This is a genomic window from Streptomyces sp. NPDC012827, assembly GCF_042900905.1.
Taxonomy (GTDB): domain Bacteria; phylum Actinomycetota; class Actinomycetes; order Streptomycetales; family Streptomycetaceae; genus Streptomyces; species Streptomyces gulbargensis.
In genome coordinates this window covers 176,495-190,827 of sequence record NZ_JBIBBY010000013.1, presented here as the reverse complement: position 1 = coordinate 190,827, position 14,333 = coordinate 176,495, and the positions used below count along the sequence as shown (strand labels likewise).

Annotated in this window: 14 protein-coding genes; 11 read left to right on the top strand and 3 right to left on the bottom strand. The window is 75.5% G+C overall.

Translation table 11 applies throughout. The features are described 5' to 3' along the window. The first annotated feature begins 204 nt into the window (after positions 1–204). Both ACFY60_RS27050 and ACFY60_RS27045 read left to right on the top strand, forming a co-directional pair. Positions 205–1,332 carry an acyl-CoA desaturase gene (locus ACFY60_RS27050; RefSeq protein WP_388613938.1) on the top strand — a complete coding sequence of 376 codons (1,128 nt, stop codon included), beginning with the start codon at positions 205–207 and terminating at the stop codon, positions 1,330–1,332. Positions 1,333–1,422: 90 nt separating this feature from the next. Then, positions 1,423–1,968 (top strand): MOSC domain-containing protein, encoded by a 546-nt coding sequence (locus ACFY60_RS27045; RefSeq protein ID WP_388613936.1) that lies wholly within the window; start codon positions 1,423–1,425, stop codon positions 1,966–1,968. A 15-nt stretch (positions 1,969–1,983) separates the two neighbouring features. Here the strand turns inward: ACFY60_RS27045 and ACFY60_RS27040 are convergent, their stop codons facing one another. The 3 genes from ACFY60_RS27040 to ACFY60_RS27030 all read right to left on the bottom strand — a co-directional run bounded on the left by ACFY60_RS27040 (position 1,984) and on the right by ACFY60_RS27030 (position 4,338). Continuing rightward, entirely contained in the window at positions 1,984–2,892 is a 909-nt protein-coding gene (locus tag ACFY60_RS27040; protein ID WP_388613934.1) for a hypothetical protein, read from the bottom strand. A gap of 145 nt (positions 2,893–3,037) precedes the next feature. After that, positions 3,038–3,355 carry a hypothetical protein gene (locus ACFY60_RS27035; RefSeq protein WP_388614152.1) on the bottom strand — a complete coding sequence of 106 codons (318 nt, stop codon included), beginning with the start codon at positions 3,353–3,355 and terminating at the stop codon, positions 3,038–3,040. Positions 3,356–3,705: 350 nt separating this feature from the next. After that, complete coding sequence (locus ACFY60_RS27030) at positions 3,706–4,338, bottom strand: class I SAM-dependent methyltransferase (RefSeq protein ID WP_388613932.1); 633 nt, start codon at positions 4,336–4,338, stop codon at positions 3,706–3,708. Positions 4,339–4,489: 151 nt separating this feature from the next. Between ACFY60_RS27030 and ACFY60_RS27025 the strand changes: the two genes are divergently transcribed. From ACFY60_RS27025 to ACFY60_RS26985, 9 genes are all read left to right on the top strand, one after another. Continuing rightward, positions 4,490–5,338 (top strand): MHYT domain-containing protein, encoded by an 849-nt coding sequence (locus ACFY60_RS27025; protein ID WP_388613929.1) that lies wholly within the window; start codon positions 4,490–4,492, stop codon positions 5,336–5,338. Positions 5,339–5,546: 208 nt separating this feature from the next. After that, positions 5,547–8,633: a nitrate- and nitrite sensing domain-containing protein gene (locus ACFY60_RS27020; RefSeq protein ID WP_388613928.1), complete on the top strand. Its 3,087-nt coding sequence runs from the start codon at positions 5,547–5,549 to the stop codon at positions 8,631–8,633. Beyond that, positions 8,630–9,067 (top strand): roadblock/LC7 domain-containing protein, encoded by a 438-nt coding sequence (locus ACFY60_RS27015; RefSeq protein WP_388613925.1) that lies wholly within the window; start codon positions 8,630–8,632, stop codon positions 9,065–9,067. Before ACFY60_RS27020 ends, ACFY60_RS27015 begins: the two co-directional genes overlap by 4 nt. 11 nt (positions 9,068–9,078) lie before the next feature. After that, positions 9,079–9,525 (top strand): DUF742 domain-containing protein, encoded by a 447-nt coding sequence (locus tag ACFY60_RS27010; RefSeq protein ID WP_388613923.1) that lies wholly within the window; start codon positions 9,079–9,081, stop codon positions 9,523–9,525. Next, on the top strand, positions 9,506–10,120 hold the full coding sequence (locus ACFY60_RS27005; RefSeq protein ID WP_388613921.1) for an ATP/GTP-binding protein: 615 nt from the start codon (positions 9,506–9,508) through the stop codon (positions 10,118–10,120). The genes ACFY60_RS27010 and ACFY60_RS27005 overlap by 20 nt, the downstream gene beginning before the upstream one ends. 188 nt (positions 10,121–10,308) lie before the next feature. Continuing rightward, a complete protein-coding gene (locus ACFY60_RS27000; protein ID WP_388613918.1) occupies positions 10,309–10,722 on the top strand; it encodes a roadblock/LC7 domain-containing protein in 414 nt (137 codons plus the stop codon). A 165-nt stretch (positions 10,723–10,887) separates the two neighbouring features. Then, entirely contained in the window at positions 10,888–12,093 is a 1,206-nt protein-coding gene (locus tag ACFY60_RS26995) for a DUF6397 family protein (RefSeq protein ID WP_388613916.1), read from the top strand. A gap of 115 nt (positions 12,094–12,208) precedes the next feature. Beyond that, positions 12,209–13,756, top strand: coding sequence for an ATP-dependent DNA ligase (locus tag ACFY60_RS26990; RefSeq protein WP_388613914.1), 1,548 nt, complete (start codon positions 12,209–12,211; stop codon positions 13,754–13,756). Positions 13,757–13,865: 109 nt separating this feature from the next. Then, a complete protein-coding gene (locus ACFY60_RS26985; protein ID WP_388613911.1) occupies positions 13,866–14,234 on the top strand; it encodes a hypothetical protein in 369 nt (122 codons plus the stop codon). Positions 14,235–14,333: the final 99 nt, after the last annotated feature.

The window sequence follows — 14,333 nt, the reverse complement described above, 5'->3', positions numbered from 1 at the left end:
GCGCATGGGCGCACTCGGGTGGTGATCCGCGCCACACTCCGGGGGCGGGGGTGGGGTGAACCCCACCCCCGTCCCCGGGCGCGCCCCCCGCCGGTGCCGGGTGGTGCCGTCATGGCCCCGGCCGGGCCGGGGTCCGTACGTTCTGAGGAGACGGCGCACCGCGGTGCGGACCGCCACCCCAGCCACAGAAACCGGAGCCCGTCCATGTCCCAGGCCACCGCCCCGCCCCCGCTCCCGGCACCCGCCCCGCCCCGGGACGGCCCCCGCGTGCCGTCCCCGCCCGCCGCCGCGGCGGGCACCGCGCGCGGCAGCGAGTTCGCCCCGCTGCTGCGCGCCGTCAGGGAACAGGGGCTCCTGGAGCACCGGCCCGGCTGGTACGCCCGCGGCATCGCGGTCAACCTCCTCGGCATCGCCGCCGTCGTCGCCGGGCTCGCTCTCCTCGGCCCGTCCTGGTGGACCCTCCCGCTCGCCGTCCCCCTCGCCCTGCTCTCCGCCCGCGCCGCCTTCGTCGCCCACGACGCCGGCCACGCGCAGATCACGGCCGACCGGCGCACCGGCAGGATCATCCAGCTCGTCCACGCCAACCTGCTCCTGGGCATGAGCCGGGAGTGGTGGAACGACAAGCACAACCGCCACCACGCCCACCCCAACCACCTCGACAAGGACCCCGACGTCGCCGCCGACGTGCTGGTCTTCGCCGCCCACCAGGCCGCCGGCCGCCGCACCGCCCTGCGCCGCTTCCTCACGCGTCACCAGGCGTGGCTGTTCTTCCCACTGACGACGCTGGAGGGCATCGCGCTCAAGGTGTACGGCATCCAGGCCCTGCTCGCGAAGGACGGCCCCTGGCGCAGCGCGCGTGAGCGCCGCGTCGAAGGAGCCCTCGTCGCCGCCCACCTCCTCGGCGGCGCGGCCCTGCTCCTGTTCCTGCTCACCCCTGCCCAGGCGCTCGTCTTCGCGCTTCTCCACCACATGGTGCTCGGTGTCCACCTCGGCCTGGCCTTCGCCCCGAACCACAAGGGCATGGACCGGCCCGACGAACACGCCGACGGGGACAGCTGGGGCCATCTGCGCCGCCAGGTGCTGACCTCGCGCAACATCCGCGGCGGCGCCCTGACCGACTGGTTCCTCGGCGGCCTCAACTACCAGATCGAGCACCACCTCTTCCCCAGCATGCCGCGCCCCCACCTGCGCCTCGCCCGGCCCGCCGTTCGCGCCCACTGCCGGGCACTCGGCGTCCCGTACACCGAGACCGGCTTCGTCGACTCCTACCGGCAGGCCCTCGGGCATCTCCACGAGGTGGGCGCGCCGCTCCGCGCGGACCGTGGCGAGTAGGGTGCGAAGGGATCACATGAGGTGATCATCGAACCGGGGGAGGGGTGCGGTACGCACGCGCCCCCGGACAGGGGAGAAGGGGACTCCGACATGAGCGACGCCATCGTCCTGACGGTCAGCAGCAACGGCACGTACTCGTTCACCAAGCCCAACCGGGAGGCCGTCACCCTCCTCGCCGGGCTCGGCGTCGAGGGCGACGTCCACGCGGGCGAGACGGTCAGGCACCGGTCCCGCGTCGCGCAGGACCCGACGCAGCCGAACCTCCGTCAGGTCCACCTCATCCACGCCGAACTCTTCGAGGAGGTCGCGGGCGCCGGCTTCGAGGTGGCTCCCGGCGACCTCGGCGAGAACATCACCACCCGCGGCGTCGACCTGCTCGCGCTGCCCACCGGCACCCGGCTCCACCTCGGCGAGGAGGCCGTGGTGGAGGTCACCGGCCTGCGCAACCCGTGCGTGCAGATCGACCGCTTCCGCAGCGGACTGCTCAAGCAGGTCCTCGGCCGTGACGAGAACGGCGAGGTCGTCCGCAAGGCCGGGATCATGAGCGTCGTCCTGACCGGCGGGGAGGTGCGTCCCGGCGACCCGATCCGGGTCGAACTGCCGGCGGGCCCGCACCGTCCCCTCGAACGGGTCTGACCCCCGTCCCGTAGGTCAGGAAGGGCGTATCGCGATCGCGTCCAGGGCTTGCAGGAGCGAGGGGAGCCGTGGTCCCCGGGCCACCGGGAAGACCTCGCGGGGCCGGTCGTCCAGGAGCACGAAGGCCATGTCGTCGGTCCGGGCGACGAACGACCAGCCCGGCCCGTCCGCGCGCAGGACGCGGGCGTCCGCCGTGGCGAAGGAGGACCTCACCCGCCCCACCGGAGGGGGCGCCTCCAGATAGCCGCGCAACTCGGCCAGCGCCCGCCGCACCCCGTCGTACGGATCGGGGGAAGCGACACCCGGCGCGGAGCCGTCCCTCGTACCGCCCTGCGCCCCACCGCCCGCGTCCGGGACCGTCTCGGGGCCGTCCGCCTCCGAGCCGGTACGGGGGCCGTCCTCCGCGCCCGGGCCGAAGGCCGTGGTGACGCCGGCCCGCCAGTCCGCCCACCGCAGCGCCACCTCGTCGGCTCCCAGCCGCCGCTGGGCCGGTCCCCACGCGTCACCGGACGGCGGGACGAGCGGCGGCGGATCGCCCTCCTCCGGTTCCGGGTCGTGCGGCGCGGGAACCCCCGGCGCGCGGGAGACGACCGCCAGCGGCCAGCCGGGAAGTCCGGCCACCACGGAATCCCCGTCGGGGGAGAGGTCGTAGGGCATGCCGCAGTCCCACGCGGAGATGGCCGTCGCGACCAGCGACACGTCCTCCACGACCACCGTCCACCGCGCCCCGAGCCCGTCCTGGCCCAGGACGAGCCCGTAGCCCTCCTGGTACGGCTCCAGGCCGAGTGCCGCACAGGCGGCCGGGTAGTCGTCGCCCAGGACGCTCGGGAAACGGGCGGGCGTGAGCAGCGCCGCGGTCAGCACGAACAGCGCGTCGGCGTCCGCCTCGGCGACCGCCTCGGCGGTCGGTTCCGTCCCTGCCACGGTGGCCTCCCCTCGGGTCGTCGGCGCACCTTAACCAGTGAGTAACCCGCGCGTCGAGAGGTCTTCGGCGACCGGCGGGACCCGTCCCGCGCGGCGGCGGAGATCATCCGGGCGGACGGCGAGCCTCCCGGGGGCGCGCGGCCCCTCATCCCTCCCGCACTCCGAGGAGCGAGCGGGCCACCGTTCCGGGCGATTCGTTCCGTTCCCGGGCGAGCGCGATGACCGCCCGGCAGGCCAGCTCGTTCACGCCGAAGGAGAGCGCACCCGGTGAGACCCGGCCGGCGGCCTCCTCCGCCCGCGCCTGATCGTCCTCGGCGCACGCCGCCACGTACGCGGCCGCCGCCTCGAACAGGTTGTGCCCCTGCCGGGCACGGGGCGCGGGCGCCGGACGGGACGGGCCCGCGGCCCGCCGCGCGGAGGGAAGGAGCCGGCGGAGCCGCTCCGGGAGCAGTCGTTCCTGTATGCCTGCCACGACCTGCCGCCTTTCCCCGGGCACGACTGCCCGGCACTTCCACGGTAGGTGGCGAAGTGCCGGGGCAGAAGGGGGCGTTGAGGAGTCCCGGCTCCTGCCGGCCGGAGGAGGCCGCCGAGTCCGGCACACCCCTGGCGGGAGCGGTGTCCGACGGCTTCCGGCGGGGTGCCGGCGCCGGTACGAGGAGGTACCCGCCGCCGGGGTTCCGGCGCCGTACGGCGAAGCGGGCCGTTCGCCGGGCAGAGGCCCATGTCCGTGGGGTCCGGTGTCCGGCGGAGGCCCGTGTCGGTTGGGGTCCGCTGTCCGGCGGAGGCCCCTCCCGCCTCAGCCCGCCCTCGATGTCATCGCTCCGCCCCCGGGCGCCCCCGGCCCTCGCGGACGGCGAGGGCCAGGTACCGCTCGTCCTCGTCCACGTACTCCGTGAGGCGCCAGCCCGCGGCGGCGAGCAGGGGGCGCAGCCGGGGTTCGGCCCGGAGGTCGTCCGGTGTGATCCGGCGGCCGTGACGGGCCGCGAGGGCGGCGCGGCCGACCGGGTGGAACAGCGCGAGCCGGCCTCCGGCCCGCACCACGCGGGCGAGTTCGCGCAGGTCGGCGGCGGGGTCGGCCAGGTGGGAGATGAGACCGGCGCCGAAGACCGCGTCGAGGGCCCCGTCGCGCAGAGGCAGGCGCGCCACATCGGTGAGCAGGAGGGCGGCCGGGCCACCGGGTCCGCCGCGCCCGGCCCGTACCGCCTGGTCGAGCATCTCCGGCGTGAGGTCCGCCCCGATCACCGTTCCCCCCGGGCCGACCGCCGCGCGCAGCGGCGGCAGGGCGCGGCCGGTCCCGCAGCCGGCGTCGAGCACGGCGTCACCGGGGCGCAGTCCGAGCCCGGCGACGGCGGCCGCGTAGGCCGGACCGTCGTCGGGGAAACGGCCGTCCCATCCGGCCGCGCGGACGCCGAAGAAGGCTCGGACATGTGTGGGGTCATCGCTCATGACGTCATGATGGCCCACTCGGAGGAGTGAACCATCGGCGCACACGTTCGAGCGCGGCGTGATCGTTCAGGATCATCTCTCTGTCATATTCCAACAGCTTTCGAAATGCGCCCCCGGTGCGCCCCCTTGTGCGCACTAGCGTCCCGAGGCCATGGGACACCTGGACCACGCCACCTTCGGCTGGCTAACACCTGTGCTGTCGTACGCGATGGCCTGCACCGGCGCGGCCCTCGGCCTGCGCTGCACCGTACGCGCCCTCGACGCGACCGGCCGGTCCCGGCGGAACTGGCTCATCACCGCCGCGTCCGCCATCGGCACCGGCATCTGGACGATGCACTTCGTCGCGATGCTCGGTTTCGGCGTCACGGGCACCGACATCCGCTTCGACGTCCCCCTCACCCTCCTCAGCCTGCTCGTGGCCGTCGGGGTCGTGGGCGTCGGCGTCTTCGCCGTCGGTCACGGACGCGACCGCATGCGTGCACTCCTGATCGGTGGAGCGACCACCGGGGTCGGGGTGGCGAGCATGCACTACATGGGCATGGCGGCACTTCACCTCCATGGCCGGATCACGTACGACCCGCTGTACGTGGCCCTGTCGGTCCTCATCGCGGTCGTCGCCGCCACGGCGGCCCTCTGGGCGGCCCTCAACATCCACGCGCCGGTGGCCGGAGTCGCCGCCTCGCTGGTGATGGGCGCGGCCGTCACGAGCATGCACTACACCGGCATGCTCGCGGTACGGGTCGAGGTCGTGCCGTCCACGACTCCGCTGGCGGGGGCCACGGTCATGCAGTTCATCTTCCCGCTCGCCGTGGGCCTCGGCTCCTACCTCTTCATCACCTCCGCGTTCGTGGCGCTCTCCCCGACGGCCTCCGAGCGGGCGGCGTACGCCTCCGCCGGGCTCCTCACGGAGCCGGACGAACGAGCCGTGGACGTCGCCCCGCCCGGCTTCCGTGCCCGCGGCGGCACGGTGAAGGCCGCGGGCGTCCCCGGTGGGCCCTGACCCGTGACCGGACAGCGGCGGGAGCGCCGCCCACCCCCCGGGTCCGGACCACTTCGTCCCTGACGGCCTCGCCCCGGACCCCGGCCCACATCCGCCCCGGCACCGCCCCCTCGGCCGCCTGGACGCGCAAGCCACGCGCCGGGGGCCCGGAGCGGCCCCCACCCACCCCACCGACGACCGATACAGAACCAGCCGGAACGAGGAGGCCATGCGAACTCCGCGCACACCCCAGGACGCCGGGGCGCCACCGCCCGTACCGCCGGCGGCGGCCGCGCGCGGGCGGCGCGCCCACGCCGGGCCGCCCGCCGGGGAACCACGCGAGCGGCCCTCCGGAGGCCCGGCTTCCACGGAATCCTCCGCCGGCCCCGGCCCCGGCCCCGGCCCCGGCCCCGGCCCCGTCGCCCGGCCCCGCGTCCCACGGCTCTTGCGCCTGCGGCCCCGTACCGTCCGTGCCAAGATCGTTTCGCTCCTGATGGTCCCGGTCGTCTCGCTCCTCGCCCTGTGGGGCTTCGCCACCGTCACCACCGCCCAGGACGTCGCCCACCTCCGCCGCCTCCAGCGGGTCGACGCCGAGATCCGCGAACCGGTGACCGCCGCCCTGACCGCGCTCCAGACGGAACGGCGCGCCGCCGCCCACCAGGCGGCCGCCCCCGCGACTGCGCGGGCCGCCGCCCTCGAGGAGCGGATCCGGCACACGGACGAAGCCGTCGACCGCCTCCGGCTCGACGCCACGCACACCGTCGCCGACACCGGCCACCTCCCCGGCGACCTCGCCGCCCGGGTGAACGGATTCGTCGGCTCGGTCGAGGGCCTCACCCGTCTTCGCGCCGCCACCGTCGCAGGCCGCGCGGACGCGGACCAGGTCCACGCGGCCTACACCGACACCGTCTCCGCCGCGTTCGCCGTCCACGGCGCCCTCACCGGCATGCAGGACGCCCGGCAGGGCGCGCAGGCCCGGGTGCTCCTGGAGCTCGGCCGGGCCGGGGAGATGCTGGCCCGCGAGGACGCCCTCCTCGGCGCGGCGCGGCTCACCGGCCGCCTCGCCCCGGAGCACCTCCGTGCCTTCGCGGCCGCCGCCGATACCCGCCGTGCCCTCACGGCCTCGGCCACCACCGATCTGCCCGCCGCCGAGAGGGCCGTCTGGGAGCGGTTCGCCGCCGGGGGCGAACTCGCCGCACTGACCCGGGCCGAGGACCGGATCCTCACCGCCGCCCCGGGCCGCCCGGCCGCCCTGGCGGTCCCCGCCGCCGAATGGGACGCGGCCGTGACGGCCGTACGCGGCGGTCTCGCCACCGTGGAGTCCGACGCGCGTGCCGCCGCGGCCGACCGCACCGATCCGTTCGCCGGAGGAGCCCTCACCACGGGCGGAGCGGCCGTCGTCCTCGGTCTCGTGGCCGTCGCCTCCTCCCTCGTCATCTCCGTCCGCGTCGGCCGCGGCCTCGTCGTGGAACTCGTCGGCCTCCGCAACACCGCCCTCCGCATCGCCCGACGCGAACTCCCCGACGCGATACGCCGACTGCGCGCCGGCGAGGAGATCGACATCAGGTCCGAGGCACCCGCCGGGCCGGACTCCCCGGACGAGGTCGGCCAGGTCCACGAGGCCCTCACCACCGTCCACCGCGCCGCCCTCGAAGCGGCCGTGGAACGCGCCGAACTCGCCGACGGCATCTCCGGCGTGTTCGTGAACCTCGCCCGCCGCAGCCAGGTCCTCGTCCACCGCCAGCTGAACCTCCTCGACAGCATGGAACGACGCGTCGACGATCCCGACGAACTCGGCGATCTGTTCCGGCTGGACCACCTCACCACCCGCATGCGCCGCCACGCCGAGAGCCTCATCATCCTGTCCGGCGCCGCGCCCGGCCGCGCCTGGCGCATGCCGGTCCCGCTCACCGACGTCGTCCGCGCCGCCGTCTCCGAAATCGAGGACTACGCGCGCGTGGAGGTGCGCCGGCTGCCCGAGACGGCAGTCGTCGGCGGCGCCGTCGCCGACCTGACCCACCTCCTCGCCGAACTGATCGAGAACGCCGCCCAGTTCTCCCCGCCGCACACCAAGGTCCGCGTCAGCGGCGAACCCGTCGGCAACGGCTACGCCCTGGAGATCGAGGACCGGGGACTCGGCATGGGCGGCGCGTCCCTCGCCGAGGCCAACGCCCGCATCGCCCGGGCGGAGGCGCTCGACCTCTTCGACAGCGACCGGCTCGGCCTCTTCGTCGTCAGCCGCCTCTCCGCCCGGCACGACATCAGGGTCCACCTGCGGGCCTCGCCCTACGGCGGCACCACGGCCGTCGTCCTGCTCCCCACGGACCTGCTCCAGAGCGTCCCGCCCGAGGGCGACGACGCCCGGCGCACCGACGCCACCCGAACCGCCGGCGAGCCCGCCCCGGGACCCGAAGGGGCCGCCGGCCTCCGCGCCGGCGCGCGTACGGACCGCGGAGGGGTCGGAGAGCCGGGCGGCGGTACGGGGCAGGCCCGGCGCGCCGCACAGGAACACGCGGAGGCCCGCCGCGCCGGGGCGCGCCGCTTCGCCCGCGCGCAGGACCCGGCACCGTCCCTCGGGACGTCCGACGCCCCGCCGCCCCGGACGGGCCCCCGGCCCCTGCCGCGGCCCGCCGCCGTCCCCGCACCACCCGCACCGGAACCCGCCTCCCCGCGCCCCGCCCGGCCGAACGCCACGGCCGGGGTCACGGCCCTGCGCCGGCCCGGCTCCTCCGTCCCGGCGCCTCCGGAGCACCCGCCCGCCGCGGTGGCTCCCTCCGACGCCGAAACGGAACTGCCCCGACGCGTACGGCAGGCGAGCCTCGTCCCGCAGCTGCGGGAGGCCCCCGTCCCGGCCGCTCCGCCCGTCCCCCCGGCGACGGTGGCGCTCGAGCGCACACCGGAACGGGTCAGGGAGCGGATGACCGCCTACCACCACGGCTGGCGGCGCGGCGGCGGCCCCACCCCGGGCAGCAGCCGCCCTCCGGCCGCCGACCCCGACCCGTACGAGAGCCCGGACCCCGACCCGTACGAGAGCCCGGACCCCGACCCGTACGAGAGGCCGGGCCGCGACCCGTACGTGAACCGGTACTCCGACCCCTACGGGGACGCGGCCCCGGCCCCGTACGCGGGCCCCGCCTCCGCCCCGTCCGAGGGTGTCAACCCCGGCGCGCACGGAAGCACGGATTCCACCCCGCGCGACGGCCTCGCCCCCGCCCTCGACACCCCGGCAAACCGCGGCCGGCCGGGCGGCCGGGTGACCGGCAGCGCCTCCGCCCCCCACCCGCGATCCGCGCGACCCGAAGGAGACGACGCATGATCGACCATCAGACGACCGCCACCCCGCACCGCTCCGGCGAACTCGACTGGCTCCTCGACGACCTGGTCACGCGCGTGAGGGAGGTCCACCACACCGTGGTCCTCTCCGGCGACGGCCTGGCCGTCGGCACCTCCAGCGGGCTCAGCAGGGAGGACGCCGAGCACCTGGCCGCCATCGCCTCCGGATTCCACAGCCTCGCCAAGGGCGCCGGACGCCACTTCGGGACCGGCGGCGTCCGGCAGACCATGGTCGAGATGGACGACGGCTTCCTCTTCGTCGCCGCGGCGGGCGACGGCTCCTGCCTCGCCGTCCTCAGCTCCGCGGGCGCCGACATCGGCCTCGTCGCCTACGAGATGGCCCGCCTCGTCAAACGCGTCGGCGAGCACCTCCACACCCCGCCGCGGGTCACCGCGGCACCGCCCGCCGCCGGCTGAGCGGAGACCCCGTGAACGAGGACATCACCGGCGAGGACACGCCCGGCGCCGACAGGCCGGGCGAGGGCACCGCCGCGCCGGGCCGCCACTGGTACGACTCCGAGGCGGGCCCGCTCGTCCGCCCGTACGCGATGACCGGGGGCCGGACCAAACCGGGACCCAGCAACGTACGGTTCGACCTCATCGCGCTGGTCGTCTTCGACGACGACCCGCCCGGCCCCGCCGAGGAGTCCCTCCTCGGCCCCGAACACCGGTCCCTGCTCGCCCGCTGCCGGGCCGAGACCCAGTCCGTCGCCGAGCTCGCCGCCGACGCCGACCTGCCCGTCGGCGTCGTCCGGGTCCTCCTCGGCGACCTCCTCGAGTCGGGCTTCGTCCGCGTCAGCAGGCCCGTACCCCCCGCGCAGCTCCCCGACGAACGCATCCTGAGAGAAGTCATCGATGGCCTACGAGCGCTCTGAGAGCACCGGGGACGGCAGCGCCGACACCACCGCTCTCGCCCTGAAGATCCTGGTCGCCGGAGGCTTCGGCGTCGGAAAGACCACGCTGGTGGGCGCGGTGAGCGAGATCCGGCCGCTCCGCACGGAGGAGCGGCTCAGCCGGGCCGGGGAACTCGTCGACGACACCGGGGGAGTGGACCGCAAGAGCACCACGACCGTCGCCATGGACTTCGGCCGCATCACCATCCGCTCCGGCCTCTCCCTCTACCTCTTCGGGACCCCCGGCCAGGACCGCTTCTGGTTCCTCTGGGACGAACTCTCCCACGGGGCCCTGGGGGCCGTCGTCCTCGCGGACACCCGGCGCCTGGAGCACTGTTTCCCGGCGGTCGACTACTTCGAGCACCGCGACATCCCCTTCGTCGTGGCCGTCAACTGCTTCGCGGGCGCACGCGCGTACGGCGCGCACGACGTCTCCCGCGCGCTCGACCTGGATCCGGGCACCCCGGTGGTGCTCTGCGACGCCCGTGACCGGGACTCCGGGAAGGAGGTGCTGATCCGGCTCGTCGAACACGCGGGGCGGACCTACACCGCGCGGCTCCTCAACAGCGTCGGCTGAGCCGGCGGCCCCCGCGCCCCGCGTGGCGCGCGGGGCCGACCGGATGCTTGCCCTGTCCACGACAGTGCGTAAGGCTTGCCGCGACACGCGGACCGCGACGGTACGGGCGACACGCCGCACACGGCACGGAGCACGGGGCTCTTGGTCGACGGCCTTCGGGGGACGCACCATCGAGGGGGAGGACCAACATGGCGCTGGACAAGGAACTCGACTGGCTCCTGGACGACCTGACCCAGCGGGTCGGCTCCATACGGCACGCGCTCGTGCTGTCCAACGACGGCCTGGTGACGGGCGCGAGCAGTGCACTCCCGAGGGAGGACGCCGAGCACCTCGCGGCCGTGTCCTCCGGACTCCACAGCCTCGCCCGCGGGGCGGGCCGGCACTTCAAGGCGGGCCGGGCCCGGCAGACGATGGTGGAGTTCGACGACGCGCTGCTGTTCGTGACGGCGGCGGGCGAGGGCAGCTGCCTCTGCGTGCTGAGCGCCGCCGAGGCGGATGTCGGCCAGGTGGCGTACGAGATGACGCTCCTGGTCAACCGCGTCGGTGAGCACCTCGGCGTGGCCGCCCGGCATCCCGGCGGGCCGGCCGACGACCTGTTCTGACCGGCCCGGGCGGATCGCCGCCTCGGCGGTTGTCCACAGGCGGTTGTCCACAGGGCGCCCCCCGAATTGTCACGCTGCGTTACTGTCCCGGTGGAGGGTTGAAGGGCCGATCGGGCCCGGAGCCCTCCACCGAGACATACGGACGCACGGGGGAGGACCGGGACGATGGCCGGTGAGGAAAGCGGTAGCCGCACGGTGACGGCGGCACAGGCCGCACGGCACCTGGAGCTGAGGCGCGACGAGTTCCGCCTCGCGACACAACTGGGTCTGGTACGGACGGTGGCGCCAGGTGCCGCCGCCGGTAGGGGAGCGGGCGGCGGGGCGGCGGTCGGGGCCGGGCCGCCGGAGCGCGGGAGGGTCGAGATGAGCGAGCTCGACCGGCTGAAAGGCGCCCCGGACTTCCCGGACGGCCTGCGGGAGCGCGTCCGGGCGGTGGGGACGAGGGAGGCCGCCACCCTCCTGTCGGTCACACCCGAGCGGTTCACCAAGCTGGCCAGGACCGGGCATGTGAGTCCGGTGCGTTTCTACCTGAACCGCTACCGCGCCGTCGTGTGGCTCTATCTCGCCGGTGAGGTGGGCGAGTTCGCCCGCGCCCACCCGGAGCTGCTCACCGGACGGCTGCCGCCGGACGTCCGTGAGCGGCTGGCGGCGGGCCAGGACACCCGCGCGAGGAACTGTCGGTCCCGGCGGCTCTCCCTCCTCCTGCGGACCACCACCGACGCGTGGGGGCGGGCCGCGGCCGTCGCCTCGCTGCTCGACCCGGACGAGCTGCCCGTGCTCGTCGCCGACCCGTACGAGCGCTCCCACCTGGACCGGCTGCGCCCTTCCCCGTCGTCCTCCGGTCTCCCCGCCTCCCCGGCCGCCCGCGACATCGTGCGGCACCTGTCCCTCGCCGACGAGGCGGACGAGATTTTGTGGCTTCGAGGCGCCCTGACCGACGCCCTGGCGGAGGCCCGCGCCGTCGCTCCCCTCGCAGGCCCCGCCGCGCCCGGGCCGGTGCCCTCGCCGGGGCCCCTGCGGGCGGGCCCGCACGATCCGCTCCCGGCGGAGTCCCTGCCGTGGGCGGCGACCGATCGGGTTCCGACGACGCCTCCGAGGCGGCTCGTCCCGGGCGCGGTCCCCCGGACCGTGCCTCCGCCCGGGGCCACGCCCGAACCCGTCCGGGCGATGGCCCGGCCGGGAGCCGAACCCCATGGCGCCCCGCCGGTCCACCCGCCCCCTCCCGCGTCATCGCCGACGGGTCGCCGGAGCGACCGCACCCGCCCGCCGGGGCGCCGGGCCGGAAACCGGCTGCGTGAACTGCTGCGCCGCCGGGGGACGAGGGCCCGGGTGGGAGAGCGGGGGTGGGGGCGGCCCTCGGCCTGGCCCTGACGACGGGACCCGCGACCCGGGTCCGGAGTGACGGTCCCGGGGGGCGCGTACCCGCCGGCCCCCGCGATGCGCCGGTCGGGGTGCGGCACGGGTGCGGCGCGGGCAGGATGGGCGCATGCTGCTCGCCCGTGTCGCCGAGGTCTCCCAGGAGGTGACGGCCGCGTCCGCGCGGTCGCGGAAGACGGCTCTGCTCGCGGGCCTCTTCGCCGAGGCCGGCCCCGAGGAGAGCCCGCTCGTCATCGCCTACCTGTCGGGCCGGCTCCCGCAGGGACGGATCGGCGTCGGGTGGAGCACCCTCAAGGAGGTCGCTCCACCTTCCGTCCCGCCCGCGGCGGAACCCGCGCTCACCCTCGAAGAGGTGGACCGGGCGATGACCGGCCTTGCGGCGGTCGGGGGAGCGGGGGCGCAGGCCGAGCGGACCCGCCGTCTCCGCGCCCTCTTCGCCGCCGCCACCCTGGACGAGCAGCAGCTCCTGCTGCGGCTCCTCTCCGGAGAGGTCCGCCAGGGTGCCCTCGACGCCATCGCGCTGGAAGGGGTGGCGAAGGCGGCCGGAGTGCCGGCGACCGAGTTGCGGCGTGCCGTCATGCTCGCGGGTGCCCTGCCGCTGGTCGCCCAGGCCGTTCTCGCGGAGGGAGCGGAAGCCCTCGCCCGGTTCACTCTGCGGGTCGGCAGCCCCGTCCAGCCCATGCTGGCCCACAGCGCGGGCACCGTCGCCGCGGCGATCGCGGCGCTCGGCCCCTGCGCCGTCGAGGAGAAGCTCGACGGCGTCCGTATCCAGGTGCACCGGCTCGGGGAGGAGGTCCGCGTCCACACCCGTTCGCTCGACGACATCACCGACCGGCTCCCCGAGGTGGTCGCGGCGGCCAGGTCCGTTCCGGCCGACGCGTTCGTCCTCGACGGGGAGGTGCTCGCCCTGGATCCGGACACCGGCCGCCCGCTTCCCTTCCAGGTCACCGCCGCCCGCGTCGGTTCCCGCACCGACGTGGCCACCGCTCACGCCGCGCTGCCCCTCACGCCGGTCTTCTTCGACGTCCTCGCCGTGGACGGCGAGCCCCTGATCGACCGGCCCGGCCGTGAACGGCACACCGTCCTCACCCGGCTCCTCCCCGAGGCCCGGCGGGTCCGGCGGATCCTGGTCACGGACCCCGACGACCCCGCACAGATCGAGGCGGCCGAGCGGTTCTCCACCGAGACCCTCGACCGCGGGCACGAGGGCGTCCTCGTCAAAGGACTCGACGCCCCCTACGTGGCGGGGCGGCGCGGCCGGGCATGGCTGAAGGTGAAGCCCGTCCACACCGTCGACCTCGTCGTCCTCGCCGCCGAACGAGGCCACGGGCGCAGGACCGGAACGCTCTCCAACCTCCACCTGGGCGCCCGTGACGCGGACGGCGGCTTCGTCATGCTGGGCAAGACGTTCAAGGGGCTCACCGACGAGATGCTGCGCTGGCAGACCGAGCGGCTGCGGGAACTCGCCGTCTCCGACGACGGCTTCACCGTGCGGGTGCGGCCCGAACTCGTCGTGGAGATCGCGTACGACGGACTGCAGCGGTCCCCCCGCTATCCGGCGGGCATCACGCTCCGCTTCGCACGGGTCGTCCGCCACCGCCCCGACAAGCCGGCGGCCGAGGCCGACACCGTCGAGCGGATCGCCGGTACCGGCTGAAGCGGTCACCGGACATCGCGGGACCGGGCGTCAGGGAGGATGCTGGATACGTGCCCCGACCGGCGCGTGGCACGACGAGCGACCTCGGGACACGAGGAGATGAGCGACCGTGTACGACTTGCACATCGACACCGACGTCACCGTGCAGCTGAGCGACTGCTGCCGGGAGGACGCCAAGGCGGTCCTGGACGTCCTCGACCGCTTCTACCAGCTCGAGGACGTGACGGTTCCCGGCTCCGGCGACGCGCCCGGACCCGTCCCGACCGTCTGGACCGCCACCTTCGACACGGCGGGCGGCCGGCGCCAGGAGGTACGGCCTCCCCACCTCACGGACAAGGTGGGGGCGGTCCTCACCGGTGGCTACCACGCCGTCGCCGAGGTCGAGAAGGTCCTCGCCGAAGGCTTCGACATCCAGTCCCTGCAGTCGGTCTCCGGAGACCAGGAGACCGAGGCCAGACTCCTGCTCGCCTCCCGCTGAGCGGAAGGCGCCCCGGCCCCCGGGCGGAGCGGACGGGCCCCGCCCGGGGTCCTCCACGCCCGCCCCGACCCCGGCCCGCTCCCCGGCCCCGCACGCGTC

Coding starts and splice junctions, on each gene's coding strand:
- ACFY60_RS27050 (WP_388613938.1), top strand. CDS start 205: ATGTCCCAGGCCACCGCCCCGCCCCCGCTCCCGGCACCCGCCCCGCCC.
- ACFY60_RS27045 (WP_388613936.1), top strand. CDS start 1,423: ATGAGCGACGCCATCGTCCTGACGGTCAGCAGCAACGGCACGTACTCG.
- ACFY60_RS27030 (WP_388613932.1), bottom strand. CDS start 4,338: ATGAGCGATGACCCCACACATGTCCGAGCCTTCTTCGGCGTCCGCGCG.
- ACFY60_RS27025 (WP_388613929.1), top strand. CDS start 4,490: ATGGGACACCTGGACCACGCCACCTTCGGCTGGCTAACACCTGTGCTG.
- ACFY60_RS27020 (WP_388613928.1), top strand. CDS start 5,547: ATGCGAACTCCGCGCACACCCCAGGACGCCGGGGCGCCACCGCCCGTA.
- ACFY60_RS27015 (WP_388613925.1), top strand. CDS start 8,630: ATGATCGACCATCAGACGACCGCCACCCCGCACCGCTCCGGCGAACTC.
- ACFY60_RS27005 (WP_388613921.1), top strand. CDS start 9,506: ATGGCCTACGAGCGCTCTGAGAGCACCGGGGACGGCAGCGCCGACACC.
- ACFY60_RS27000 (WP_388613918.1), top strand. CDS start 10,309: ATGGCGCTGGACAAGGAACTCGACTGGCTCCTGGACGACCTGACCCAG.
- ACFY60_RS26995 (WP_388613916.1), top strand. CDS start 10,888: ATGGCCGGTGAGGAAAGCGGTAGCCGCACGGTGACGGCGGCACAGGCC.
- ACFY60_RS26990 (WP_388613914.1), top strand. CDS start 12,209: ATGCTGCTCGCCCGTGTCGCCGAGGTCTCCCAGGAGGTGACGGCCGCG.